Origin of the sequence: Pantoea eucrina, assembly GCF_002095385.1 — a bacterium.
GTDB lineage: Bacteria > Pseudomonadota > Gammaproteobacteria > Enterobacterales > Enterobacteriaceae > Pantoea > Pantoea eucrina.
This window is the reverse complement of the sequence record NZ_MIPP01000024.1, coordinates 30,898-55,161: the sequence shown is the minus strand read 5'-3', so window position 1 is coordinate 55,161 and position 24,264 is coordinate 30,898. Positions and strand designations below refer to the sequence as shown.

The following is a 24,264-nucleotide window of genomic DNA, read 5'->3' as shown; positions in this document are numbered from 1 at the left end:
CGTCGGAGACGGGCGGCCACGACGGACCGCCCAAAAAAATCAGGCTTTTTTACTGAACGGACGCAGTAGCAGGCCAACCGGACCGGTGCTGTACCAGTGACGACTACCCCGGCTGCGGCTATCGCGGCCAACCGACTGCGTGAGGCGATCGAGGATAATGGCGAGGATCACAATGCCGACGCACCCACGGTGGCCAGCCCCATATCGAGGCGGCCAATGCCGCGCAGCACCATCTGGCCCAGTCCGCCGACCGCGATCATGGAGGCGATAACCACCATTGATAGCGCCAGCATCAGCGTTTGGTTAACCCCGGCCATGATAGTTGGCATCGCCAGCGGCAGCTGGACCTTAAACAACATCTGACGCGGGCTGGCGCCGAAGGATTCGCTGGCTTCAATCAGGTCAGCAGGCACCTGTTTAATACCGAGAATGGTGAGGCGCACAATCGGCGGCAGCGCAAAGATGATGGTTACCACCACGCCTGGTACGTTGCCGATACCAAACAGCATCACAATCGGCACCAGATAAACAAAGGCGGGCGTGGTCTGCATCGCATCCAGCAGCGGACGGACGATACGCGCGGCACGCTCGCTGCGCGCCAGCCAGATACCCAGCGGCAGCCCAATGACAATACAGAACAGCAGGGCGGTGAGCACCAGCGCCAGCGTTACCATGGCCTGCGACCATGCGCCAATCGCGCCAATTACAATTAGTGAAACCAGCGTGGCAATGCCCATCGCCGGCGTCGCAATCTGCCAGGCAATCAGCGCGAACAGCACAATCGCCACCGGTGCCGGCATGCCCAGCAGCAGCTGCTGGAAGGCGCTCAGGATGTAATCCACCGGAACGCGGATACCCTGAAACAGCGGGCGGAAGTGGTTCACGACCCAGTCGATGCCCTCGGTCACCCAGCTGTCGAGCGGAATCCAGGTTTTATGGAACGGGTCCATGATAGTGAAATGTTCTGGCGCTGGTGCAGGTGCACTGTTGAGCCAGTCGCTGCCGCTGGCCGTGCCAGTGGCAGCGTCATGACCGCCGCTGGTGGCTGCGGGATCCCCCCACGCATCTGCGCCACCGGTGCTGCTCTCTGCAGGCGTGGCTGAAGCGGCACCTGACCAGGGATCGGCGGCGCTGGCATCAGGCGTGGTTGTTTGCGCTGCGCTCTGGCTGGCGCTATCCCATGGGTTGGCGGTGTGTTTACTCATGGCTGGGCTCCTTCACGGTCTAACGCGCGCAATAACATGCTTTTAGAGATGATACCGACGTACTGATTATCTTCACCGACTACCGGTACGGCGCACGGCGCCTGCGCCACATGGGAAAGCAAATCATTCAGTGAGGTATCAGCAGGCACCGCCTGCGGGGCTTCCAGCAGCGCACTATCCAGCCCGGCACCGGCGGCCAGCGCCGCTTTCAGCGAATCACTGGAGACCACGCCAACAAACTTCTGTTTTTCCAGCACATAGCCAAACTCGCGGTCTTCATCCTGCAGCAGCTTAATGGCGGAGCGCGGACCGAAGCCGGGCGCTTTACGGATCAGCGCTCCGGCACTGCGGCGCGCAATATCTTTAGCGCTAAAGACATGACTAATATCCACACCGCGGAAAAAGGTGCGGACATAATCATTCGCGGGATTATTGAGGATCTCATCAGGCGTACCAACCTGAACCACTTCGCCGCCCTGCATAATGGCAATGCGATCGCCAATACGCATGGCTTCGTCAAGATCGTGAGAAATAAAGACAATGGTGCGCTGATGTTTTGCCTGCAGCTTTACCAGCTCATCCTGCATTTCGGTACGAATTAAGGGATCCAGAGCGGAGAACGCTTCATCCATCAGTAAAATATCGGGATTAATTGCCAGCGCGCGCGCTAATCCCACGCGCTGACGCATACCGCCGGAAAGTTCATCCGGATAAGCATTGGCATAATTTTCCAGCCCTACCTGACGCAATGCCTCAAGCGCTTTTTCCTGACGTTCATGAAGCGGCGTGCCAGCTAATTCCATTCCAAAGGCGGTATTATTCAGTACCGTCATATGTGGCATAAGCGCGAAGGATTGAAACACCATACTGATCTTATTTCTGCGTACTTCACGCAGTTCGCTATCTGATATTTTAGCAATATCGACACCATCGATAATCACCTGGCCCTGCGTGGGCTCTATCAGACGATTGAGAAGGCGAACCATGGTGGACTTTCCAGATCCTGACAGCCCCATGATGACGAAGATCTCGCCTTCTTCAATGGCCAGACTGGCATTTTGTACGCCTACTGAGAGACCGGTTTTCGCCAGAATTGTCTCTTTGCTTGCGCCTTGCGCAATGAGCTTAAATGCCTTTTCCGGATGATCGCCAAATACTTTATATAAATTTTTAACTTCGAGTTTAATTGCCATGCAATAATTACATTCCTGGTTAAATGTCTGACTATTTCTTGTTGTACCCTGATTAAATTTAAGCGCCCTATAACCTAACATAGTGAGAGTGTCTGACAACCCTTGCACAGAATATTTCCGGCAAATGCATCCTGACTATTGCCGCTAATTCCAGAGCCCACGAGGGATGAGCGCGGATCAATTTTTTCTGAATTTTTTGTGAAATTTGGCAGGTTTTAGTCAAATCGCTGCGTGAAATGCGGATAAATCGCGCTTTAACGGCACTGATATTAATTAAATAGCGGACGCTGAGTGTCGGAAATATTCCGGTGCGTTGATAGATAAGTAAGGCAGGATGAAACAGGAGATTGCGTTTATCATAAGGACGTTCCGCAGGGCGCGTGAGGCCATTACGCGGAGTGGCGATCCGCAGAGCCGCCACTGCGTTGCATCAGGAGCGCCAGAGAGGACTACCCACCTGGCGCCAGAGCCGATTAGAAATCCCAGTCCTCATCTTCCGTTTCCACGGCTTTGCCCATGACATAGGAGGAGCCGGAGCCGGAGAAGAAGTCGTGGTTTTCATCTGCGTTCGGCGACAATGCCGCCAGTATTGCCGGGTTGACTGCTGCTATCTCCGCCGGAAACAGCGCTTCATAGCCCAGATTCATCAGCGCTTTATTAGCATTGTAGTGCAGAAAGGCTTTTACCTCTTCCGCCCAGCCCGATTCCCCATACAGCGCATCGGTATAAGCCAGTTCGTTTTCATACAGCTCCAGCAGCAGATCGATAGCGAACTGCTGCAGCGCTTCACGCCGCGCGGCATCGGCGTGCTGCAGCGCCTGCTGATATTTATAGCCAATATAGTAACCATGAACCGCCTCATCGCGGATGATCAGGCGGATCAGATCGGCGGTGTTAGTCAGCTTGCCCCGGCTGGACCAGTACATCGGCAACCAGAAGCCGGAATAAAACAGAAACGACTCCAGGAAAACGCTGGCGATCTTTTTCTTCAGCGGATCGTCCGCCTGATAGTGCGCCAGAATGATCTGCGCCTTTTTCTGCAGCGCGGCGTTCTCTTCGCTCCAGCGGTAGGCAGCGTCAACGTCTGCCGTGTTGCATAGCGTGGAGAAAACCGAGCTGTAGGAGCGGGCGTGTACCGCCTCCATAAAGCTGATATTTGACAGCACCGCTTCTTCGTGCGGCGTGGCGGCGTCCGGCATCAGGCCCGGTGCGCCCACGACATTCTGAATCGTATCGAGCAGCGTCAGGCCGGTAAATACGCGGATAGTCAGCTGCTGCTGCGCCGGTGCCAGCGCCTGCCACGCAGGCAGATCGTTGGAAAGCGGCACTTTTTCCGGCAGCCAGAAATTACTGGTGAGACGGTTCCAGACCTCAAGATCTTTATCATCCTGCAGGCGATTCCAGTTAATCGCCTGAATAGCATTAAGTTTCATCATAACTTTACAGGGCGCAGGAGACGCAGCCCTCAACCTCCGTGCCTTGTAGCGCCATCTGACGCAGGCGAATGTAATAGAGCGTTTTAATGCCCTTTTTCCAGGCGTAAATCTGCGCTTTGTTGATATCGCGCGTGGTAACGTCGTCGCGGAAAAACAGCGTCAGCGACAATCCCTGATCGACATGCCGGGTTGCTTCCGCATAGGTATCGATAATCGCCTCAGGGCCAATCTGGTAGGCATCCTGATAAAACGCCTGGTTTTCATTGGTCATAAACGGCGCCGGATAATAGACGCGTCCGGTTTTACCCTCTTTACGGATCTCAATGCGCGACACAATCGGATGAATACTTGAGGTGGCGTGGTTGATGTAGGAGATAGAACCGGTTGGCGGGATTGCCTGCAGGTTCTGGTTAAACAGCCCGTGCTGCATCACCGCCGACCGCAGCGCCTGCCAGTCAGCCTGCGTCGGCAGGACAAGACCGGCATCGTCAAATAGCTGCGCAATGCGCGCGGTGCGCGGCTGCCAGCTGCACGTAATATATTTATCGAAGTACTCTCCGCTGGCGTAGTGAGACTGTTCAAACCCGTCAAAGCTGCGCTGACGCTCCCGGGCCAGCTGGTTTGAGGTACGCAGTGCGTGAAACGTGACGCAGTAAAAATAGAGGTTGGTGAAATCCAGCGCCTCATCTGAACCGTAGGCGATACCTTCCCGCGCCAGATAGCCGTGCAGATTCATCTGCCCGAGGCCAATAGCGTGTGAACGGCGATTGCCTTCGGCGACGGACGGCACCGAAGCGATCTCACTCATCTCTGACACGGCGGTGAGCGCCCGCACGGCCACCGCCACGGTGCGGGGGAGGTCACGGGAATCCATCGCGTGTGCGATATTCAGCGAGCCGAGATTACAGGAGATATCTTTGCCCGTGCGCCGGTAGCTGAGATCCTCATTCAGTTCGCTGGCGCTGTTGACCTGCAAAATCTCTGAGCAGAGGTTGCTCATATTAATGCGCCCGGCAATCGGATTACTGCGGTTAACGCTATCCTCATACATGATATAGGGGTAGCCCGACTCAAACTGGATCTCTGCCAGCGTCTGGAAAAAGTCGCGCGGGTTGATATAGGTTTTGCGGATGCGTTCGTCCGCCAGCATCGCGTCATAGTGCTCGCTGATGCTGATATCGCCGAACGCTTTGCCATAGATGCGCTCAACGTCATACGGCGAAAACAGCGCCATATCCCGGTTCTCTTTTGCCAGCTGAAAAGTGATATCCGGGATCGTTACGCCCAGCGAGAGCGTTTTAATGCGGATTTTTTCATCCGCGTTTTCACGTTTGGTATCGAGGAAGCGCAGAATATCGGGATGATGGGCGTTCAGCCAGACCGCACCGGCCCCCTGACGCGCGCCCAGCTGATTAGCGTAAGAGAACGCATCCTCCAGCATCTTCATGACCGGGATCACGCCGGATGACTGGTTTTCGATACGCTTGATCGGCGCTCCCGCTTCGCGCAGGTTAGAAAGCAGAAACGCCACGCCGCCGCCGCGTTTAGAGAGCTGCAGGGCAGAGTTCACCGCGCGGCCAATCGACTCCATATTATCTTCAATACGCAGCAGGAAGCAGGAGACCAGCTCACCGCGCTGCTGTTTGCCGCAGTTCAGAAACGTAGGCGTGGCGGGCTGGAAGCGGCCGCTCAGGATCTCTGTCAGCAGCGCCCGTGCCTGCTGCTCATCGCCACGCGCCAGCGTCAGCGCCACCATGCAGGCGCGCTGGGTGAAGGTCTCCAGGTAGCGTTTGCCATCAAAGGTTTTCAGCGTATAGCTGGTGTAAAACTTCCAGGCACCGAGGAAGGTGTGAAAGCGGTGATCCTGCGCATCCGCTTCGTCATGCAGCGCGCAGAGAAAGCGAAAGTCATACTGATTCAGGACGCTGGCTTCGTAGTAGCCTTCCTCAACCAGATAGCGCAGCCGCTCAGCGGCGGAGCTGAAGGTCAGCGTATTGGGCTGAACGTGCTGCAGGAAAAACTGCCGCGCCGCTTCGCGATCTTTTTCAAACTGAATATGACCCGCTGTGTCATACAGATTCAGCATCGCGTTCAGCGCGTGGTAATCGAGCTGCGTGCTGTTCAGGGTGTCTGCTGTTGCCAAAATTGGGTTACTCCTGCTTTAACCTGCGCAATGTCTTCCGGTGTGCCCATCATTTCAAAGCGATAAAGGCAGGGCACCTGACATTTACGCGCAATGATGTCGCCTGCCAGGCAGAAACCGCTGCCGAAATTGCGGTTGCCGGCGGCAATGACGCCGCGGATGCCGCGACGATTTGCGCTGTCGTTAAGAAACTGAATCACCTGGCGCGGGACGGCCCCCTGCACACCGCCGCCGCCATAGCTCGGCACCACCAGAATATAGGGGTGGTCAACCTGCAGCCGCTGGTTAGCTTCTGCAGGAATGCGGTGCGCCGGCAGCGCCAGGCGGGTAATAAACCTGTGGGTGTTTTCTGACCGGCTGGAAAAATAGACCAGCGGATACATGGCGCTATTCACTTACCGCAGCGGAGTGCCGCAGCGCAGCAATTTTATCCGGACGGAAACCGCTCCAGCTGTCATCCGGCGTCATGACAACCGGCACCTGGCGGTATCCCAGCGCTTTAATTTCTTCGAGCGCTTCCGGCGCGGTATCAAGGTTGATGAGCTGATACGTCATGCCGCAGCGGTCCAGGGCATTTTTAGTAGTATCACACTGGACACAGTTACTCTTAGTGTAAATAATAATGCTCATGATTCGCATTTCCTTTTAGTGACAGGAAGATAGCTGCTGTTGCCAGGCGCAACCGGGTATAAATCAATATGTAGCGTCTTTTGTATAATTAGATACTAGATGTGGTATTTGTGGCGGTCAACCCGATAACTGAAGGGGTATTGCTCTGACGGTAAAACAACCCAGGCAGGCTGCGCTTTTTGCAATGGAAAAAATTTTTCTGGTCGCTGAAAGGCAAAAAAAAGCCCTGCATCAGCAGGGCTTTTTCAGAATCATGTGCCGGTTAGCGGCGGGACACCAGCAGTGCACCCAGAACCAGGCCCACGGCGGCACCCAGCCCTACGCCATGCCACGGCTTATCGCGTACGTAGGCGTCAACCTGATAGCCTGCATCGCGTGCCGCCTGGGAAACTGAACTATTGCCGTTCATTTTCGCGCGGGTCTGCTTCAGCAATTTTTGCGCCTTGTCGCGCGCGCTGTCGACTTCATCTTTGGCGTCGCTGCCATAAGACTTAAGCAACGCTTCCAGCGAATCAGCCAGATCGTTTACATCCTGATTGATATCAATGTCATCGTTTTTAGTGGTTCGATTAAACATTTTTCGCTCCCTTTAATTTAAAACGTAATACTAAGTGTAGACGATACGTGATTAAACGCAGCGCTATGCCAGGCTTTAGGGAAAATCCGAATGTCTGTACCCCAGGTCTGTTGTAAGGTTGCGGGGCTGTGAGAAGAGAGGAGCAAGCATGTATTTACGTCCGGATGAGGTTGCGCGCGTACTGGAAAAAGCAGGATTCGAAATGGATGTTCTGACGCCAAAAACCTATGGTTACCGTCGTGGTGAAAACTACGTCTATGTTAACCGTGAGGCGCGTCTGGGACGCACGGCGCTGGTGATCCATCCTACGCTGAAAGAGAAAAGCCAGCACTTTGCTGAGCCCGCCTCAGAGATGAAAACCTGCGATCACTACACGCAATTCCCTCTCTACCTGATGGGTGATTCACAGGAGCATTACGGTATTCCCCACGGTTTCAGCTCCCGCGTTGCGCTGGAGCGCTATCTGCAGGGCGTGTTTGGCGCCTGATTTCCCGCCCCGTTAACGCGGGGCTCTCCCGGCCTGCACCATCCCCGGTTTCTGCCACGTTGCAAAACGCAGCGCGGATGCGTATAACTCTATATCCATATAGAAGTTTAGACGTCCATATGGATTATCAGTATGCAAAGCGCGAATACCCCTCCGCAGGAAAGTTTTAAACGCACGATGAAAGTGCGGCACCTGGTGATGCTGTCGCTGGGTGGCGTCATCGGCACCGGCCTGTTTTTCAATACCGGCTATATCATCTCAACCACCGGTGCAGCGGGCACGCTGCTGGCCTATCTGATTGGCGCGCTGGTGGTCTGGCTGGTCATGGCCTGCCTGGGCGAGCTGGCGGTAGCGATGCCGGAAACCGGCGCGTTTCACGTCTATGCCGCACGTTATCTGAGCCCGGCCACGGGCTATACCGTCGCCTGGCTCTACTGGCTCACCTGGACCGTGGCGCTGGGGTCGAGCCTGACCGCGGCCGGTTTCTGTATGCAGTACTGGTTCCCGACGGTGCCGGTCTGGCTCTGGTGCCTGGTGTTCTGCCTGGCTATCTATCTGCTGAATATCATCTCGACGCGCTTTTTTGCCGAAGGTGAGTTCTGGTTCTCAGTCATTAAAGTGGTCACCATCATCGCCTTTATTGTGCTGGGCGGCGCCGCGATGTTTGGCTTTATCCCGCTGAAAGATGGCTCTGCCGCGCCTGGCCTGCATAACCTGACGGCGTCAGGCTGGCTACCGCACGGCACGCTGCCGATTCTGATGACCATGGTGGCGGTAAACTTTGCGTTTTCCGGTACTGAACTGATTGGGATTGCAGCAGGGGAGACCGAGGATCCGCAGAAAGCGCTGCCGCTGGCTATCCGTACTACCGTCGCGCGCCTGATTATCTTTTTTGTCGGCACGGTGTTTGTGCTGGCGGCACTTATCCCGATGGACCAGGCGGGCATCGTCAAAAGCCCGTTTGTTCTGGTGTTTGAAAAAATCGGTATTCCCTGGTCGGCTGACATCTTCAATTTTGTGATTCTCACGGCGATCCTCTCCGCCGCTAACTCCGGCCTCTATGCCTCCGGACGCATGCTCTGGTCGCTGGCGAATGAAAATACGCTGCCGCGCTGTTTTGCGCGCGTGAACCGGCGCGGTATTCCGGTGCTGGCGATCACCATCAGCATGCTGGGGGGCCTGCTGGCGCTCTTCTCCAGCGTGATCGCGCCGGATACGGTATTTGTGGCGCTGTCGGCGATCTCCGGTTTTGCCGTGGTGGCCGTCTGGCTCAGCATCTGCGCCTCGCACTACGTTTTCCGCCGGCGCTACGTGCGTGCAGGCAAAGATATCAGACAGCTCGCCTGGCGCGCGCCATTCTATCCGGTGGTGCCGGTGCTGGGGTTTGTGCTCTGCCTGCTGGCGTGCGTGGGCCTGGCCTTCGATCCGTCGCAGCGCATTGCGCTCTGGTGCGGTATTCCGTTTGTACTGCTCTGTTATGCTGCTTACTATGTTACCCGGCGACGTAAACCCCTTAAGACGCAGGAGAGCAACCATGCCGCGTAACCCGATTGCTGAAGCACTCACCCAGACCCGTCCGCTGATCCTTGATGGCGCGCTGGCCACCGAGCTGGAGGCGCGCGGCTGCGATCTGGCAGATTCCCTCTGGTCAGCAAAGGTGCTGATGGAGCAGCCGGAACTGATTTATGCCGTGCACCGCGACTACTTTGCTGCCGGCGCGCAGGTGGCGATCACCGCCAGCTATCAGGCAACGCCGCGCGGTTTTGCCGCGCGCGGTCTGGAGAGCGGCAAGGCGGGCGAGCTGATTCGCCTGAGCGTGACGCTGGCGCAGCGTGCACGCGATGATTATCGCGCCGCTTCCGGCACCACGGCGCCGCTGCTGGTCGCCGGTTCAGTGGGGCCGTGGGGCGCCTATCTGGCAAACGGGGCCGAATATCGCGGCGATTACGCGCTGCCGCCGGAAGAGATGAAAGATTTCCACCGGCCGCGCGTGGCGGCGCTGCTGGAAGCGGGTGTCGATCTGCTGGCGTGTGAAACGCTGCCGTCGTTTGGTGAAGCGCAGGCGCTGATCGCGCTGCTGGCTGAATTTCCGCAAAGCAGCGCGTGGTTTTCGTTTACGCTGCGTGATGCAGAGCATATCAGCGACGGCACGCCGCTTGAGAGCGTGATGAAGGTGATTAACGCGGCACCGCAGGTGGTGGCGGTGGGGATCAACTGTATCGCGCTGGAGAGCGTCACACCGGCGCTGCGGACGCTGCAGGCGCTGACGCAGAAGCCGCTGCTGGTCTACCCTAACTCGGGCGAGCAATATGATGCAGAGAGTAAAAGCTGGCACTCGGCACCCTCTGGCTGCACGCTGCAGGAGAAGTTTAGCGAATGGCAGCAGGCGGGTGCGCAGCTGATTGGCGGCTGCTGCCGGACGTCGCCTGAGGATATCCGGGCAATTGCTGCCTGTTGTCAACGCTGAATAAGCACAAAAAAAGCACACTGATAGCGCGATTGTCGTCAGTGAAAAGCCAGAGAGCACGGTTTACACTGTGCTCTCTGACTCTGATGCGGATCTGCTATGAACCTGCGACACACTCTTCCCGCCTGCGCGCTGCTGCTAAGCGGCTGCGCCACTATTGTCGGTACAGACACGCAGCCGGTAAAAATTGACTCCATTCCGCAAGGCGCCCGCTTTACGGTACAGGATGAGACCGGGCGCGCGGTGGCGCAGGGCTACACGCCCCAGACCGTAGACCTGGCAAAATCAAACGGCAGTTACTTCGGCAAAAAACATTATCAGGTCATGCTGGAAAGCCCGGGCTATGTCCCGCTGACGCTGCCCATTGAGGCGAGTGCCAATCTCTGGTACGTGCTGGGAAATATTCCGCTGCTCGGCTTCCCGGGCTGGCTGTTAGTCGATCCGTTCTATGGCGGGATGTATACCCTGAAGCCGGATCATCCGCAGCCGGTACTGAACGTAACAGGCGCGCGCGGCCGCTAGCCCCCGCGGGTTCGTGGGGGGCGCATTCATGCGCTCCTGGCAGATTCCCGGCAACGTCGGCCAGGGCGCCATTAATGGCGTCCCTACGAAGGGTTCAGGTGCCGTAGGGGGCGCATTAATGCGCCCCTGGCATAATGTTCAGCTGCCTCAGGATTACCGTAGGGGACGCATTCATGCGCCCCTGCAAACCTGTAAAATTCGCTGCTTACTGGGCGGTGGGCTTGACCATGGCGTTGCCGGGTTTATGCTGGGCGAGATACTGCTGCTGAAAAATACACATGCGGATGGTGTTACGGTATTCACCGTTGATAAAAAATTCATGCTTCAGCACGCCTTCGACTTCGAAGCCCAGCTTACTGTAGATATGAATCGCTTTCTCATTCTCCTGATCAACAATCAGATAGAGCTTGTAGAGATTCAGCACGGAAAAACCGTAATCCATTGCCAGCCGCGCCGCCTTGCTGGCTAAGCCTTTCCCCTGATGCCCCGGCGCGATGATGATCTGAAACTCCGCGCGGCGGTGCACATGGTTAATCTCCACCAGCTCGACCAGTCCCGCTTTTTCCTCTTCATACTCGACCACAAAGCGTCGTTCGGTCTGATCGTGAATATGCTTGTCATAGAGGTCGGAGAGCTCAACAAACGCCTCATAAGGCTCTTCAAACCAGTAGCGCATTACGCTGGCATTGTTATCCAGCTGATGAACAAAATGCAGATCTTCCCGCTCCAGAGGGCGTAATTTCACCGTCATAACAGTTCCTGAATGTTTAGTGGAGTGCGCCTGAATACGAGGTGCGCATAAATGCGCACCCTGCAGATGTGATGCAGGCATATGCGACCCGGGACCCTTGCGCCGTTAGCCCACGATCCGTCCCTGCGCCATATGCGCCGCGCGGTCGCACATATGATCGATAACGTCCGGATCGTGGCTGACCAGCACCATGGTCAGCCCGTCGTTCTGTTTGAGATCGTTCAGCAGGTTGAGGATTTCCGCCTGAACTGACATATCCAGCGCCGATGTCGGTTCATCCAGCAGCAGGATTTTAGGTTCCAGCAGCAGCGCGCGCACAATCGCCACGCGCTGGCGCTGTCCGCCCGAGAGCTGATGCGGATAGCGGTTCGCCAGCGCCGGATCGAGACCCACGTGACGAAAGCCTGCGTCGATGCGGTCATCGATATTATCGCGCTTTAACAACTTCAGCGGCTCCGCCAGCGTGCGGCGCAGGCGATGGCGCGGATGCAGCGAGGCATACGGATCCTGAAACACCATCTGCACATCGCGTCGCAGCTGGCCGGTAAAGGCTTTGCCCGGCTGGACTGCCGTCTGCGCCAGCGTCATCTCGCCCTGCCAGTGCGGATTCAGACCGGCCAGCACCCACAGCAGCGACGATTTGCCGCAGCCGGATGGGCCAACCAGACCAAAACACTCACCGGCAGCGACCTGCAGGGAGACGTCGTGCACCACGGTACGCAGCTCATAGCCGTGCTTATGGGCAACGCTCAGGTTTGATAACTCAATCATTCTCTCTCTCCAGCGCGGCGCGATCCAGCACCGGCAGACGTTCGCCGTGCGTCGCCTTACCGGGACGACAGGCCCACAGCGTGCGGGTATAGGGGTGGGTAGCATGAGAGAGCTGTGCGGCAGGCAGCGTATCAAGCAGCCGGCCCTTATACATCACCATCACCCGTTCGCAGTGCTCTGAGACCTGCTGCAGATCGTGACTGATCAGCAGCAGCCCCATATTACGCTGCTCCACCAGCCGGCGGATCAGCGCCAGCACCTGATCGCGCATGGCGTGATCGAGCGCGGAGGTTGGCTCGTCGGCAATCAGCAGTTCCGGATCGGTAATCAGCGCAATCGCCAGCATCACGCGCTGACCCATGCCGCCGGAGAGCTGGTGCGGATAGCGCTTCATCAGCTGACGCGGTTCAGGCAGGCCAACGGCAGCCAGCATCTCACACACTTTCTCGCGTCGCTCAGCGCGGCTCAGCTTGCGATGTAAAATCAGCGGCTCTTCTACCTGCCAGCCGATGGTGCGCGTCGGGTTAAGCGCATATTTCGGGTCCTGCATCACCATCGCTACTTTTCCGCCGCGCAGCGTGATCCAGTCACGCTCTTGCAGACGCTGAGCATCAGCACCGGCAATCCGCAGACGTTCAGCCTGCAGCTGCAGGGAAGGGGAGAGCAGGCCCATCAGCGAGCGTGCGGTAAGCGATTTGCCGGAGCCGGACTCACCGACCAGCGCCACGCGTTCGCGGCCAATCTGAAAGCTGATGTTATCCACCAGCAGCGCGTCGCCGCTGCGGATGCTCAGCCCGCGGGCATCAATCAATAACTCATTTGGCATGGCGGGTATCCAGTCGATCGCGCAGGCCGTCGCCTGTCAGGTTAAACGCCAGGCTGGCGAACAGAATCGCAGCGCCGGGCGCAGCCGCCACCCACCACTGATCGAAAATCACTTTACTCCCTTCAGCAACCATCGAGCCCCACTCGGCAGTAGGGGGCTGTACGCCCATACCGAGGAAGCCGAGACCGGCAGCGGAGAGAATAATACCGCCGAGGCTGAGCGCAGCACGCACAACGGCAGTCGGCAGGCAGAGCGGCAGAATATGGCCGAACATCAGCCGCAGGCCGGTGATACCCTGCATGCGTGCGGCGGCAAGATAGTCGCTGCGGCGCAGCGCCAGCGTCTCTGCACGCGCCTGGCGGGCAAACGGCGGCCAGCTGGTCAGCGCCAGCGCCAGCGCGCCATTCATCAGGCCCGGACCGAGCATGGCGACCAGCGCCAGCGCAATCACCAGGTTCGGCAGCGACAGGAAAATATCGGTAATGCGCATCAGCACGCGCTCGGTCCAGCCGCCGACGTAACCGGCGGTAATACCAATCAGTAATCCCACCGGGATCGTCAGTACCAGAATCAGCGACACCAGCAGCAGCGTCGGGCGCGCACCGTAAATCACGCGCGACAGCAGGTCGCGGCCAAAGCCGTCGGTGCCAAACCAGTGCAGGGCGGAGGGCGGCAGCAGGCGCTGGTTAATGGTCTGCACATTCGGATCGAACGGGGCCAGCCAGGGTGCCAGCAGCGCCATCGCAATCAGAATCACCACCAGCGTCAGGCCGATGGAGAGGGAAGTCACGCGCGCCCGACGACGACGCGGACGCACGCTTTCCAGTTCGTGAAGTTGTTGAGTCATCGGGTTCTCGGATCGGTTAACCAGGTCAGGGCGTCAGCCACGGCGTTAAGCAGAATAAAGCAGCCGCCAATCAGCAGCGTGGCGCCAAGGATAGCCGGCACATCCGCTGAGAACAGGGCGTTGGTCATATAGCGCCCCACGCCCGGCCACGCGAATACGGTCTCTGTTAGCACCGAGCCTTCCAGCAGCGTGGCATACGAGAGCGCAATCACGGTGATCAGCGTACCGGTGACGTTGGGCAGGATATGACGCAGCAGGATGCGCGTGCGGCCTGCGCCTTTTGCGCGTGCCAGTACCACATACTCTTTGCTGCTCTCTTCGAGCAGCGCCGCACGCAGCAGGCGGGTAATGCCCGCCATCGCCAGCAGACCGAGGATCACGACCGGCAGCCAGAGGTGCGCAATCGCGTTACGGAACATCTCCGGATCGCCGGAGAGCCAGCTGTCGATCAGCACAAAGCCGGTTTTGGGTTCCAGCGTATAGACCCAGATATCATCCAGCTGGCCCGGTCCGGCTGACCAGTGCAGCACCGCGTAGAACAGCAGCAGGCCCAGCAGCCCAAGCCAGAACACCGGCACCGAATAGCCCAGCAGCGAAATAAAACGCGCCACGTTGTCGATAACACTGCCCGGCTTCCACGCCGCCAGCAGCGCCAGCGCCACGCCAAACACGGCGGCAAAGATCATCGCGCAGGTGGCCAGCTCAATCGTGGCCGGGAAGGTACGCAGCAGGTCGGCGCTCACCGGCTGATTTGTCAGATGAGAGAGACCCAAATCGCCGCGCGCGAGGTGGCTGATATAGCGCCAGAACTGCACCAGCACCGGCTGGTCAAGTCCGAGATCGTGCCGCACCTGCGCGTAGGTCGCTTCGCTGGCGTGATCGCCGGCAATCTGCTGCACCGGATCGACCGGTGAGAGGTGCGACAGCATAAAGGTAAACGCCAGCAGCCCGAGCAGCGTCACCAGCAGCGAGAGCAGGCTGGTGACAAGGCGGCTGCCGCGCTGCCAGAGTGACCGGGCGAACCCGGTCTGTGAAGCAGATACGGACATTATTTAGAGACCTGCGCGTAATAGACCATATCGGGGTTAATACCCTGCACATAGCCTTTCAGATTGTCGCGCAGCGCAACCAGATTACGCGCCTGCAGGCCAATCACGTACGGGGAGTTTTTCAGCACTTCGCGCTGCATCGCCTGGTACAGCTCTGCGCGTTTGTTGCTGTCCGCTTCCGCTGTGGCAGCCAGCGTCTGCTTGCTCAGCTCCGGAATGTGCCAGTCAGAGCGGTAGGCGATGGTTTTGCTGCCATCTTCCGGGTTATAGGCAAATGAGGCGGCGTTGGTATTGGGATCGAAATAATCGGCACCCCAGGCGTTCAGAGTCGCTTCAAACTGATGCGCTTTAACGCGCGTTGAGACTTCAGAGCTGAGGCCCGGCTGTACCTCAACTTTTACGCCGCCCTTCGCAAAGCTGCCCTGCAGCGCCTGAGCGATATCAAGATAAGGCGGCTGATTGCTGGTGGAGAGGGTAAAGCTCACATTGGTCAGGCCCGCTTTCTTCAGAATCGCTTTGGCTTTTTCCGGATCGTAGCTGTATGGCGTTTCATTCAGCGCGCCCAGGAAGCCTTTTGGCAGGAAGGTCTGATGCACTTCAAACTGCCCTTTCAGCAGGTTATCGGCAATGCCTTTATAATCGAACAGGTAGCGTGCCGCTTCCCACAGCGCCGGATTTTTCAGCACCGGATCTTTGCCGACGTTAAACTGAATGTAATAGAGCGACGCCATCGGGATCGCGTCAGTTTTGACGCCCGCCTTGCCTTTTAGCGCGGCAATCTGGTCAGCGCCCAGGTTACGTGCGATATCCACATCACCCTGTTCCAGCAGCAGGCGGCGCGCCGCAGGCTCCGGTACGTTTTTGATCAGAATGTTCTTCAGCTTCGGCGCGCCGGCGGGAGAAGAGGGGTTTGCCGTCAGCAGAACCGCTTCATGCAGCACAACTTTGCGGATCTGATACGGGCCGCTGCCGGCAGAGTGAGTGCCCAGCCACGCATGACCGAAATCACCGTTTTTCGCATTAGCCTGCGCCGTTTTTTCATCGATGATAGAAGAGACCGGTGCCGAGAGCAGGCTCAGCACATAGGCCGGGCTGACGTTAGCGTTCCAGCTGATCTGTACGTGCTGGTCATCCACCTTTTTCAGGAAGCTATCAACGTTATCTTTATTCCAGCCGAGCTGCGTCAGGATAAAAGAGGGGTCAAGATTGAGTTTAACCACGCGACCCAGCGAGAAGATCACATCTTCCGGGCGCAGCGGGTTGCCGCTGGCAAAGGTCGCATCTTTACGCAGCTCAAACGTCAGGCTGCGGTTATCGCTGCCCGGCTGCCATGAGGTCGCCAGCGTCGGTTTCAGGTCAGTCGGGTTTTGCGGATCGGACTGAACCAGACGCTGATAGATATTAGTGAATGACTGTACCGTGGTGAGTTCAAAACCCTGCGCCGGATCGAAGCTGTCAGCATCATCGGTAGACTGTGCAATCACCAGCGTATCTTTGGGTGTGACAGCGTGCGCAGAGAAGGCGGCCACCAGCGACAGCGCCAGCAGTGAGGGAATAATTTTTTTCATGTTGTTTCCTTGCCTTAAAAAAGTAACGCGAGTTTACGAGAGCGTACCAGTGAAGAATAGTCTATTTATGGCTATGCATATGCTTTTAGGTTCTAAGCCCGGCGGCTCTGTTATAAGGGTTATGGCCGCTAATAACCAGCATAGTACGCATCAGATACGCTTTTTCAGAAATGTTTCAGCCCCCGGCTTTTCTCCCGATGAATGGGGCGACTGTCGCAGATCGTTAATAGCTTGCTCAACCAAACGGCAACAAAATTTAGATAAAACGCTCATGCGCTATATTCATCTTTACTTCATTAACTGCGTAAATATAATAACGGCAATTAACTATCTGGAGGATCTCGTTGAACAGTCAACTTTATCGATGGCGATACAGGGCAAGCTGACGCACGGATCCTTTTCCTGCTGCTTGCCACTCTGGCGGGCGGCACGTTCTGTTTTCTGCAGAATGCTCCCGGACACTCAATGCTGATAACCAATACAGGTTCGCGGGAGTTATTATGTCTCTGATTTACAACGCGCTATTTCCACCGCCCCGATGCGCACGCTGATCCTCAGCGTGCACCTGTCTGCTGCGCGTTAAACCTGACTGCGTATTTTCAGTCAGACATTACGCCATACAAATTCACTGGCTCACTTTTATCTGGTGCGGGATCGTCACGCTTTTTATTAATTAAAAGCGCGTCATCTTTTTGCCCGATAATTGCGGGTTCAGCGTGCTGATTAATTATCAGGCTCTCTGTTTATTATGCGTCTGGCGCAGGATAGCGCTCGCCTGAATAACACCATCGGGGTGTCACATGAACAATATGAAATATAATCTGCAGCGGAATAACCGGAAAAAGGATCTGCAGTCGCCGCGTTACCGTATTGAACAGGAAGCAGGCTTTACTGCGGATGAAACGCTGGTACGGCTGTGCAGTCAGGCTACCGGCCTGACCGAAGAAGAAGCTGCGGCACGTCTGCGCCGCTATGGCCCTAACGATGCCCGGCATATTGACGCGCCACCGGCGCTGCTGCAGCTGCTGCAGGCGTTCAGCAATCCATTTATCTATGTGCTGATGGCGCTGGCCGCGGTGAGTTTTTTTACTGACTACTGGATCCCGCGGCGGCAGGGCGGGGAGACCGATCTGACCGGTATCGCAATCATCCTCACCATGGTCACGCTGAGCGGACTGCTGCGCTTCTGGCAGGAATTTCGTACCAATAAAGCGGCGCAGGCGCTGAAATCGATGGTGCGCACCACCGCAACGGTGGTACGACGCCCCTCGCTGCAGGCGTCGCCGGTGCGCAGGGGAGTGGATACCGGCTCGCTGGTGCCGGGCGATATCGTTTGTCTTTCCGCAGGCGATCTGGTGCCGGCCGATATTCGCCTGCTGGAATCGCGCGATCTGTTTATCAGTCAGGCGATCCTGACCGGTGAGTCGCTGCCGGTGGAAAAATATGACATCACCGATCACGTCACCAGTAAAGCGGCCGGCGCGCATGAAGCGGGGAGGTCGCTGCTGGAGATCGGCAGCATCTGCCTGATGGGGACCAGCGTAGCCAGCGGCAGCGCAAAAGGGGTGGTCGTCGCCACCGGTAGCGATACCTATTTCGGCACGCTGGCGACATCGCTGACCGGTAAACGCAGCCAGACGGCGTTCGATCGCGGAGTAAACAGCGTCAGCTGGCTGCTGATCCGCTTTATGCTGGTGATGGTGCCGGTGGTATTGCTGCTTAACGGCTTCACCAAAGGCGACTGGCTGGAAGCCTCTCTGTTTGCGCTGGCGGTCGCGGTGGGTCTGACGCCAGAGATGCTGCCGATGATTGTCAGCTCTAATCTGGCAAAAGGGGCTATCGCCATGTCGCGGCGCAAGGTGATTGTGAAACGCCTGAACGCGATTCAGAACCTGGGCGCGATGGATGTGCTGTGTACGGACAAAACCGGCACGCTGACGCAGGACAACATTACGCTGGCACAGCACGTCGACTGCGCCGGGGTGGAGAACAGCCGCGTGCTGATGCTGAGCTGGCTCAACAGCCTTTATCAGAGCAGTACCGCGAATCCGATCGATCGCGCCATTCTGCACTATGGCGGCGCGCGCCTGGGCAGTGCGGTCAGCGACGCGTGGAGCAAAATCGATGAGCTGCCGTTTGATTTTGTCCGGCGGCGCGTGTCGGTCGTGGTACACAACCGCCGGCTTAACCAGCAGCTGCTGATCTGCAAAGGTGCAGTTGAAGAGATGCTCAGCATCGCGGTGGCAGAGCGTGAGGGCAGGCTGATTCAGCCGCTGGATGAGGCCCGGCGCGCGGAGCTGCTGGCGCTGGCGCACGGGTATAATCAGCAGGGTTTTCGCGTGCTGCTGGTGGCAAGCCGCGTACTTAAAGAGCCGGGTCTGCAGCAGGCGCTGAACGTTGCGGATGAGCAGAACCTCATTATAGAAGGGCTGCTGACGTTTCTGGATCCGCCCAAAGCCAGCGCCGCGCCGGCGGTCAGCGCACTGCGCGATAACGGCGTCGCGGTAAAAGTCCTGACCGGAGATAACCCGGTGGTGACCGCGCGCATTTGTGCAGAGGTGGGTATCGACAGCGGCGCCATCGTAACCGGTGAGCAGCTGGCGCGGATGAGCGACGAGCAGCTGGCACAGGCTGTGCAGCAGAGCGCGGTGTTTGCCAGACTCACGCCGCTGCAGAAGGCGCGCATTGTAACGACGCTGCAGCAGCAGGGGCATACCGTCGGTTTCCTGGGCGACGGCATCAATGACGCCCCGGCGCTGCGCGCGGCCGATGTCGGGATCTCCGTAGACAGCGCGGCGGATATCGCCAAAGAGTCCTCCGATATCATTCTGCTGGAGAAAAATCTGCTGGTGCTGGAGGAGGGGATCATCAAAGGGCGCGAGACCTTCGGCAATATCATCAAGTACCTCAACATGACCGCCAGCTCTAACTTTGGCAACGTCTTTTCGGTGCTGGTCGCCAGCGCGTTTATTCCGTTTCTGCCGATGCTGGCGATCCACCTGCTGATTCAGAACCTGATGTATGACATCTCGCAGCTGGCGATGCCGTGGGACAAACTGGACAAAGAGTTTCTGCAGAAGCCGCGCAGGTGGGACGCGCGTAATATTAAACGGTTTATGCTGTGGATCGGGCCGACCTCTTCTCTGTTCGACATCACCACCTTTGCGCTGATGTGGTATGTGTTTGCCGCGAATACGCCAGAGATGCAGTCGCTGTTTCAGTCGGGCTGGTTTGTCGAGGGACTGCTGTCACAGACGCTGGTGGTGCATATGCTGCGCACCCGCAAAATCCCGTTTATTCAGAGCCGCGCCGCGCTGCCGGTGCTGCTGACCACCGCCTGCGTCATGATCGCCGGCGTCCTGCTGCCGTTCTCATCGCTGGGGGCCAGCGTCGGGCTGACGCCGCTGCCGTGGTCTTACTTTCCGTGGCTGGTGGCGACGCTGTGCGGTTACTGCCTGGTGGCGCAGGGCATGAAGACCCTCTACATCAAACGTTTTGGTCAGTGGTTCTGATCTGCAGGAGGAGCGATGAAAAAGCCGGAACTGACAAAGGTGGTCTGCCACCTGGTGTTAATGATGACGGTGATTACCGTGCTAACGTTAGTGTTACGTTAGTTCATCGCGGGCAGCATACGCTGCCCGTTTCGCTATCTGTCCGGGAGAAAGGTATGAGCCAGTCACAACGTGCGTTGATTATCGGTGCTTCAAAAGGGATCGGGCTTGCGGTGGTACAGCAGTTTTTACAGGCGGGCTGGGACGTGACCGCCACCTTCCGCCGCACGGCGGTATCATACCAGCACGATCGGCTGCGCTGGCTGGCGCTGGATATCACCGACGGCGCGGCGCGTGCGGCGCTGCTGCAGCAGTTACAGGGTGAGCATTTTGATGCGGTGCTGATCAACGCCGGCATCTTTGGCCCGGATGCGCAGCAGCTGCAGCAGGCAGAGGATGCGGAGCTGAGCGAGCTATTTCTCACCAACGCGGTAGCCCCGGTGCGGCTGGCGGAGAGCCTGCTGCCGCTGCTGCGTGATAAGCAGAGCGTGGTAGGGATCACCACGTCACAGCTGGCGAGCCTGAATGAAAACCGCGTCGCCGCGATGCCGCTCTACTCGGCCAGCAAGGCGGCACTCAATATGCTGAGCCGCGCGCTGGCAAAAGAGATGCGGCCGCAGGGAGCGACGCTGCTGTCGCTGCATCCGGGCTGGGTGAAAACCGATATGGGTGGCGAGAACGCCGATATCACGGCAGAAGAGAGCGCGGCAGGACTGGTTACCCAGCTGCAGCGCTATCGCGGCGAGGGCGGTCATCACTACCTTGATTACAAAGGTGACGCGCTCGCCTGGTGAGGTTCTGAGCCGTATTACGCGTCGTCAGGCGCGTAATACTGCACCCCGATCTCAATGCGTTCGCGGCCGCCGGCCACGCGGTGACGGTTGGTATCGCGCAGTGAATAGATGCAGCCGCAATACTCCTGCTGATAGAAGCGCTCGCGCTTGCTGATCTCAATCATGCGCGACGAGCCGCCGCCTTTACGCCAGTTAAACTCCCAGTAGAGCATATCCGGATAGTGCGCCGCCGCCCGCACGCCGCAGTCGTTGATCTGCTTCATATCTTTCCAGCGTGAAATCCCTAGCGAACTGGTGATCACCGGAAAGCCGTGCTCGTGCGCGTAAAGCGCGGTGCGCTCAAAGCGCATATCGAAACACATGGTGCAGCGTACGCCGCGCTCCGGCTCCCACTCCATGCCGCGCGCGCGCTCAAACCAGTTATCTTTGTCGTAGTCAGCATCCACAAACGGCACGCCAAACTGCTCAGCAAAGCGGATATTCTCCTCTTTGCGCAGCTCATACTCTTTCAGCGGATGAATATTCGGATTGTAGAAGAAAATGGTGTAGTCGATGCCGGAGGCGAGCATCGCTTCCATCACTTCGCCGGAGCAGGGCGCACAGCATGAGTGCAGCAGCACTTTATTGTGTCCGCCGGGCAGCGGCAGCGGCTGACGTGTGAAGGTTTCAGACATAAGTAACCGTTAAGCTTGCAGAGAGTGGGAATAGTGTAGGGAGTTACGGCGCCGGATGCAAAATGCGGCAGCGGAAAATAAAAAGGCCGCAGGGCGGCCTTTTTATCACAGCAGTGCAGCTTACTCGCTGACTTTCTGTTTCAGATCGCTGGCACCTTCTTTGGTTTTGTTCCAGCCTTTCTGTGCGCCTTCTTTGGTCGCATCCCAGCCTTTCTCAGTCCCTTCTTTGGTCTTGTTCCAGGTTTTCTGGGTGCCTTCGCTGGCTTTGCTGGTCATGCTGTCGCTTTCGCCTTGCGCCGCGTGCTTCGCTTTAAGACGCTGCTCTTCGCCCTGATGCTGCGCCTGATGCAGTTTCTCTTTCGCGGTGTTAGCGCCAGCCTGAGCGTTAGCGACCGTATCATCAGTTGCGTGTGTGGTAGCCGCAAACGCGGAAGAAGCCAGCAGGAAAGCAGATACAGCAATAATGGTCTTTTTCATCATAGTCCCTCATTTAACGTATTTGGTGATATGAGCGTAGTTAAGAGTGGCACACTGAGCAACGTTGCGCTCCAGGATAAAACTGTAAGTGAATGAAAACGCCGTGAGGGGTTAGGTTAACTGTGAAAACAGTCGCAGGGTATTACTGCTCAGGGGCGGGGGTTGAAATGGCGAATGCAGGTTTTTAGGGTGATTTATTGTTTGGATGGGTGGGGGAGTTATATGGGGGAAGTGAGTTAGGGAAGAAGGTGAAAGAGCTGTACGGTAAGCCTGGGTTGGTAAGCAGCAGGTGCAAAAGGCTGCGGGGATTATGTTGTAGGGGCTTTCGGGTCTACTGCGCTGGCGAAATCTGAATAAATATCGCAACCTATTGTATTTATTATTTTTTTATCTAATTCAACTTTGTGCCGTGTACCTAAACGTGTACCAATTATTGGATCTCATACCCCGGAGCAGCACGGCAAGCATAACGAATGCCCGGCGCTAGATTCAATTGAAATGATTTTATAGAAAAGTGTTCACACTATTCACTTTTGTTTTTTATGTATAAATTTCAATTTGTTAGGTAGTGAATGGTTTGAGGCGGGATGCACACTAGTGTGCACTTTTGGTGATCACCTTCGCCAAGATGACAAAAAGCGACCTGAGCCACTATGCGTAATGTGAAGTTATTAGGCGCTGCTGTTGTCAATGGTCCGCTTTGTGCCAGAAGCGGAAGTTGCATACATAGTGCTATGTTGGTTTGTCGGGATCTGGTCAAACCGGCTAGTTCACATAACGTTATTGATTGAGAATGGAATAATGATTACTCATCAAAATGCGATGGAAAAAGCTTTGGATTACCTTAAAGGCTTTGACACTCCAGTTGTCATTACACTTCATGGTCGATTTTCAGAAGGCAGGTTCTATTGTTATCAATCGAAAGAGTATCTGGAAACGGGTGATTTTTCTACTCAGTTGGCGGGAAATGCACCGTTGATGATTGATAAAGATAATGGAGAAATTCACTCTTTCGGCACTGCTTATCCGTTAGATAAATACTTGCTGGATTACGAACAACAAAAAAACGAATAACGTTCGTTCATCGCTCATATGGGAAAACCATAATCACATCTCCTAACTCAATAGAGATTGAACATGGCACAGTTCGCTTTGTGCTGCATGCCCTCCCTCTTTAAATGAGTCGATGGTGATGCCAAAGAATATATTCAAAGTGGCAGCAATGCTGGCGGTTGTCTCTGTTCAGTAATAATAGAAAAGCTGTAATTTGCGTAAGTAACTTCTTGAGCCATGCGTGGATCTAATGACCAGTGGATAATTTCGCATTGAACATGCTGGATAGCTCAACATGGTAGGTCCAGGGCGTGCGCAGCTGCAAAAAAGTAGAAGAGTTGGAACCCTGATAAAAGCATGAGGGCTGGCACACAGTGCTTTTGTTGCTAGCTCGTCCTGATTATTCCGGCCTTGTCTATGATTGCGCTATTGGAGCTACCTTCGGGTAAGTTGGTTTTCTTGTGCAAAGATGGTTACAGCCTCGTCAACGTCACCACCCGGAGATTAGAACCACTCATCGTGACACTTCTTGAAGCATAGAAAGCACACCATGCCTGGTATCCCTTTTGCTCCCTGAGACACACACTTTTGCTGATGCCATGTTAACTATCATCCAGAATGTCGATATTGTTTGCCACTGATAAAAGTGGGGCCATCGGCTTGCCACGTTTTCAAACGGACGGATGTAGATCCCGATATGAAGTATGTTTTCATAAATGACACCGGAGAACTGGTCTTCTGCTACTCATCGCCTGAAGATATGCTTTCAACTGACTCGCAGATCATCGCGCGCTCAGGCTGACCTCTTGAGTCACAAGTTTTTCTAATCAAATGGTCTGACCACACAACTGTTTTGCTTACATATTATTGCCGGAGTGAATTATCACTGCTGTATTAAAAAAGCAAAGCGGCAAATATTCTGAGCATAATCATGTTTTTTATTCAGAAATAATGATGGTGCAAGCCGGCGCTGCTACATGAAAAAAATTCACTCAACAAATACCTGGTTTTTTTAAACAGGTGTTTTCCTAATGATTCCGGTTCCTTCTGGTCAGTGATAGAAACCGAAGCGGTAAATATCATACACTTATAGATTATGCACCATTAAAAGAGACATTTTAACCCTTCCAGGTTTAGGGTTGACATTTAATTTAGCCTGGAAAAAATGCTTTTTTAAATTTAATTGATGATGCTATTTTCAGTTAACGCAAATAAGTTAATGTGTTGACGGAGTTAAATAAAC

Annotated in this window: 21 protein-coding genes and 1 pseudogene; 7 read left to right on the top strand and 15 right to left on the bottom strand. The window is 56.1% G+C overall.

Annotated features, from left to right (window positions below):
- Positions 1-39: 39 nt before the first annotated feature.
- The 7 genes and pseudogenes from proW to HA43_RS11840 form a co-directional block, all read right to left on the bottom strand.
- Positions 40-1,205 (bottom strand): annotated as a pseudogene (gene proW / locus HA43_RS11870) (glycine betaine/L-proline ABC transporter permease ProW).
- The gene (proV, locus tag HA43_RS11865; RefSeq protein ID WP_094111735.1) at positions 1,202-2,398 is read right to left on the bottom strand and encodes a glycine betaine/L-proline ABC transporter ATP-binding protein ProV; all 1,197 of its coding nucleotides are present in this window, start codon (positions 2,396-2,398) and stop codon (positions 1,202-1,204) included. Before proV ends, proW begins: the two are co-directional and overlap by 4 nt.
- Before the next feature lie 473 nt (positions 2,399-2,871).
- Complete coding sequence (gene nrdF, locus HA43_RS11860; RefSeq protein ID WP_039385618.1) at positions 2,872-3,831, bottom strand: class 1b ribonucleoside-diphosphate reductase subunit beta; 960 nt, start codon at positions 3,829-3,831, stop codon at positions 2,872-2,874.
- A gap of 7 nt (positions 3,832-3,838) precedes the next feature.
- A complete protein-coding gene (gene nrdE, locus HA43_RS11855; RefSeq protein ID WP_094111734.1) occupies positions 3,839-5,977 on the bottom strand; it encodes a class 1b ribonucleoside-diphosphate reductase subunit alpha in 2,139 nt (712 codons plus the stop codon).
- Entirely contained in the window at positions 5,956-6,360 is a 405-nt protein-coding gene (gene nrdI / locus HA43_RS11850) for a class Ib ribonucleoside-diphosphate reductase assembly flavoprotein NrdI (protein ID WP_039379768.1), read from the bottom strand. Before nrdI ends, nrdE begins: the two co-directional genes overlap by 22 nt.
- Positions 6,361-6,364: 4 nt before the next feature.
- Positions 6,365-6,607, bottom strand: a complete 243-nt coding sequence (gene nrdH / locus HA43_RS11845; RefSeq protein WP_094111733.1) for a glutaredoxin-like protein NrdH — start codon at positions 6,605-6,607, stop codon at positions 6,365-6,367.
- A 262-nt stretch (positions 6,608-6,869) separates the two neighbouring features.
- Entirely contained in the window at positions 6,870-7,184 is a 315-nt protein-coding gene (locus tag HA43_RS11840; protein ID WP_039379764.1) for a DUF883 family protein, read from the bottom strand.
- A gap of 148 nt (positions 7,185-7,332) precedes the next feature.
- Here HA43_RS11840 and HA43_RS11835 point away from each other — a divergent pair, with 148 nt between their 5' ends.
- The 4 genes from HA43_RS11835 (at position 7,333) to HA43_RS11820 (ending at position 10,660) form a co-directional block, all read left to right on the top strand.
- Positions 7,333-7,671 carry a DUF2002 family protein gene (locus HA43_RS11835; RefSeq protein WP_039379762.1) on the top strand — a complete coding sequence of 113 codons (339 nt, stop codon included), beginning with the start codon at positions 7,333-7,335 and terminating at the stop codon, positions 7,669-7,671.
- A gap of 132 nt (positions 7,672-7,803) precedes the next feature.
- The gene (gene mmuP / locus HA43_RS11830; protein WP_039379760.1) at positions 7,804-9,216 is read left to right on the top strand and encodes an S-methylmethionine permease; all 1,413 of its coding nucleotides are present in this window, start codon (positions 7,804-7,806) and stop codon (positions 9,214-9,216) included.
- Positions 9,206-10,138, top strand: a complete 933-nt coding sequence (mmuM, locus tag HA43_RS11825; RefSeq protein WP_039379758.1) for a homocysteine S-methyltransferase — start codon at positions 9,206-9,208, stop codon at positions 10,136-10,138. The genes mmuP and mmuM overlap by 11 nt, the downstream gene beginning before the upstream one ends.
- A 99-nt stretch (positions 10,139-10,237) precedes the next feature.
- Positions 10,238-10,660 (top strand): hypothetical protein, encoded by a 423-nt coding sequence (locus tag HA43_RS11820; RefSeq protein WP_094111732.1) that lies wholly within the window; start codon positions 10,238-10,240, stop codon positions 10,658-10,660.
- A gap of 205 nt (positions 10,661-10,865) precedes the next feature.
- Here the strand turns inward: HA43_RS11820 and speG are convergent, their stop codons facing one another.
- The 6 genes from speG to HA43_RS11790 all read right to left on the bottom strand — a co-directional run bounded on the left by speG (position 10,866) and on the right by HA43_RS11790 (position 16,472).
- On the bottom strand, positions 10,866-11,411 hold the full coding sequence (gene speG / locus HA43_RS11815; RefSeq protein ID WP_039379754.1) for a spermidine N1-acetyltransferase: 546 nt from the start codon (positions 11,409-11,411) through the stop codon (positions 10,866-10,868).
- A gap of 105 nt (positions 11,412-11,516) precedes the next feature.
- Positions 11,517-12,182: an ABC transporter ATP-binding protein gene (locus HA43_RS11810; protein WP_039379752.1), complete on the bottom strand. Its 666-nt coding sequence runs from the start codon at positions 12,180-12,182 to the stop codon at positions 11,517-11,519.
- Positions 12,175-13,008, bottom strand: a complete 834-nt coding sequence (locus tag HA43_RS11805) for an ABC transporter ATP-binding protein (RefSeq protein ID WP_094111731.1) — start codon at positions 13,006-13,008, stop codon at positions 12,175-12,177. The genes HA43_RS11810 and HA43_RS11805 overlap by 8 nt, the downstream gene beginning before the upstream one ends.
- On the bottom strand, positions 12,998-13,855 hold the full coding sequence (locus HA43_RS11800; protein WP_065648634.1) for an ABC transporter permease: 858 nt from the start codon (positions 13,853-13,855) through the stop codon (positions 12,998-13,000). Before HA43_RS11800 ends, HA43_RS11805 begins: the two co-directional genes overlap by 11 nt.
- Positions 13,852-14,904 carry an ABC transporter permease gene (locus HA43_RS11795; RefSeq protein ID WP_065648635.1) on the bottom strand — a complete coding sequence of 351 codons (1,053 nt, stop codon included), beginning with the start codon at positions 14,902-14,904 and terminating at the stop codon, positions 13,852-13,854. Before HA43_RS11795 ends, HA43_RS11800 begins: the two co-directional genes overlap by 4 nt.
- The gene (locus HA43_RS11790; RefSeq protein ID WP_094111730.1) at positions 14,904-16,472 is read right to left on the bottom strand and encodes an ABC transporter substrate-binding protein; all 1,569 of its coding nucleotides are present in this window, start codon (positions 16,470-16,472) and stop codon (positions 14,904-14,906) included. The genes HA43_RS11795 and HA43_RS11790 overlap by 1 nt, the downstream gene beginning before the upstream one ends.
- 800 nt (positions 16,473-17,272) lie before the next feature.
- Here HA43_RS11790 and mgtA point away from each other — a divergent pair.
- Together mgtA and HA43_RS11780 are read left to right on the top strand one after the other, a co-directional pair.
- Positions 17,273-19,984: a magnesium-translocating P-type ATPase gene (gene mgtA / locus HA43_RS11785; protein ID WP_094111729.1), complete on the top strand. Its 2,712-nt coding sequence runs from the start codon at positions 17,273-17,275 to the stop codon at positions 19,982-19,984.
- 155 nt (positions 19,985-20,139) lie between these two features.
- Positions 20,140-20,817: an SDR family oxidoreductase gene (locus HA43_RS11780; RefSeq protein WP_094111728.1), complete on the top strand. Its 678-nt coding sequence runs from the start codon at positions 20,140-20,142 to the stop codon at positions 20,815-20,817.
- A 14-nt stretch (positions 20,818-20,831) separates the two neighbouring features.
- On the opposite strand, the gene HA43_RS11775 is transcribed toward HA43_RS11780, so the two are convergent.
- Together HA43_RS11775 and HA43_RS11770 are read right to left on the bottom strand one after the other, a co-directional pair.
- A complete protein-coding gene (locus tag HA43_RS11775) occupies positions 20,832-21,491 on the bottom strand; it encodes an epoxyqueuosine reductase QueH (protein ID WP_065648639.1) in 660 nt (219 codons plus the stop codon).
- Between the two features lie 120 nt (positions 21,492-21,611).
- Entirely contained in the window at positions 21,612-21,968 is a 357-nt protein-coding gene (locus tag HA43_RS11770) for a hypothetical protein (protein WP_094111742.1), read from the bottom strand.
- A gap of 801 nt (positions 21,969-22,769) precedes the next feature.
- On the opposite strand from HA43_RS11770, the gene HA43_RS11765 reads away from it, so the two are divergent.
- Positions 22,770-23,042: a YrhB domain-containing protein gene (locus HA43_RS11765; RefSeq protein ID WP_094111741.1), complete on the top strand. Its 273-nt coding sequence runs from the start codon at positions 22,770-22,772 to the stop codon at positions 23,040-23,042.
- Positions 23,043-24,264 lie beyond the last annotated feature (1,222 nt).

Coding starts and splice junctions, on each gene's coding strand:
- HA43_RS11770 (WP_094111742.1), bottom strand. CDS start 21,968: ATGAAAAAGACCATTATTGCTGTATCTGCTTTCCTGCTGGCTTCTTCC.
- mgtA (WP_094111729.1), top strand. CDS start 17,273: ATGAACAATATGAAATATAATCTGCAGCGGAATAACCGGAAAAAGGAT.
- HA43_RS11795 (WP_065648635.1), bottom strand. CDS start 14,904: ATGTCCGTATCTGCTTCACAGACCGGGTTCGCCCGGTCACTCTGGCAG.
- HA43_RS11840 (WP_039379764.1), bottom strand. CDS start 7,184: ATGTTTAATCGAACCACTAAAAACGATGACATTGATATCAATCAGGAT.
- HA43_RS11810 (WP_039379752.1), bottom strand. CDS start 12,182: ATGATTGAGTTATCAAACCTGAGCGTTGCCCATAAGCACGGCTATGAG.
- HA43_RS11800 (WP_065648634.1), bottom strand. CDS start 13,855: ATGACTCAACAACTTCACGAACTGGAAAGCGTGCGTCCGCGTCGTCGT.
- nrdH (WP_094111733.1), bottom strand. CDS start 6,607: ATGAGCATTATTATTTACACTAAGAGTAACTGTGTCCAGTGTGATACT.
- HA43_RS11835 (WP_039379762.1), top strand. CDS start 7,333: ATGTATTTACGTCCGGATGAGGTTGCGCGCGTACTGGAAAAAGCAGGA.
- HA43_RS11820 (WP_094111732.1), top strand. CDS start 10,238: ATGAACCTGCGACACACTCTTCCCGCCTGCGCGCTGCTGCTAAGCGGC.
- HA43_RS11790 (WP_094111730.1), bottom strand. CDS start 16,472: ATGAAAAAAATTATTCCCTCACTGCTGGCGCTGTCGCTGGTGGCCGCC.
- mmuM (WP_039379758.1), top strand. CDS start 9,206: ATGCCGCGTAACCCGATTGCTGAAGCACTCACCCAGACCCGTCCGCTG.
- mmuP (WP_039379760.1), top strand. CDS start 7,804: ATGCAAAGCGCGAATACCCCTCCGCAGGAAAGTTTTAAACGCACGATG.
- HA43_RS11805 (WP_094111731.1), bottom strand. CDS start 13,008: ATGCCAAATGAGTTATTGATTGATGCCCGCGGGCTGAGCATCCGCAGC.
- nrdF (WP_039385618.1), bottom strand. CDS start 3,831: ATGAAACTTAATGCTATTCAGGCGATTAACTGGAATCGCCTGCAGGAT.
- HA43_RS11780 (WP_094111728.1), top strand. CDS start 20,140: ATGAGCCAGTCACAACGTGCGTTGATTATCGGTGCTTCAAAAGGGATC.
- proV (WP_094111735.1), bottom strand. CDS start 2,398: ATGGCAATTAAACTCGAAGTTAAAAATTTATATAAAGTATTTGGCGAT.
- HA43_RS11775 (WP_065648639.1), bottom strand. CDS start 21,491: ATGTCTGAAACCTTCACACGTCAGCCGCTGCCGCTGCCCGGCGGACAC.
- HA43_RS11765 (WP_094111741.1), top strand. CDS start 22,770: ATGATTACTCATCAAAATGCGATGGAAAAAGCTTTGGATTACCTTAAA.
- nrdI (WP_039379768.1), bottom strand. CDS start 6,360: ATGTATCCGCTGGTCTATTTTTCCAGCCGGTCAGAAAACACCCACAGG.
- speG (WP_039379754.1), bottom strand. CDS start 11,411: ATGACGGTGAAATTACGCCCTCTGGAGCGGGAAGATCTGCATTTTGTT.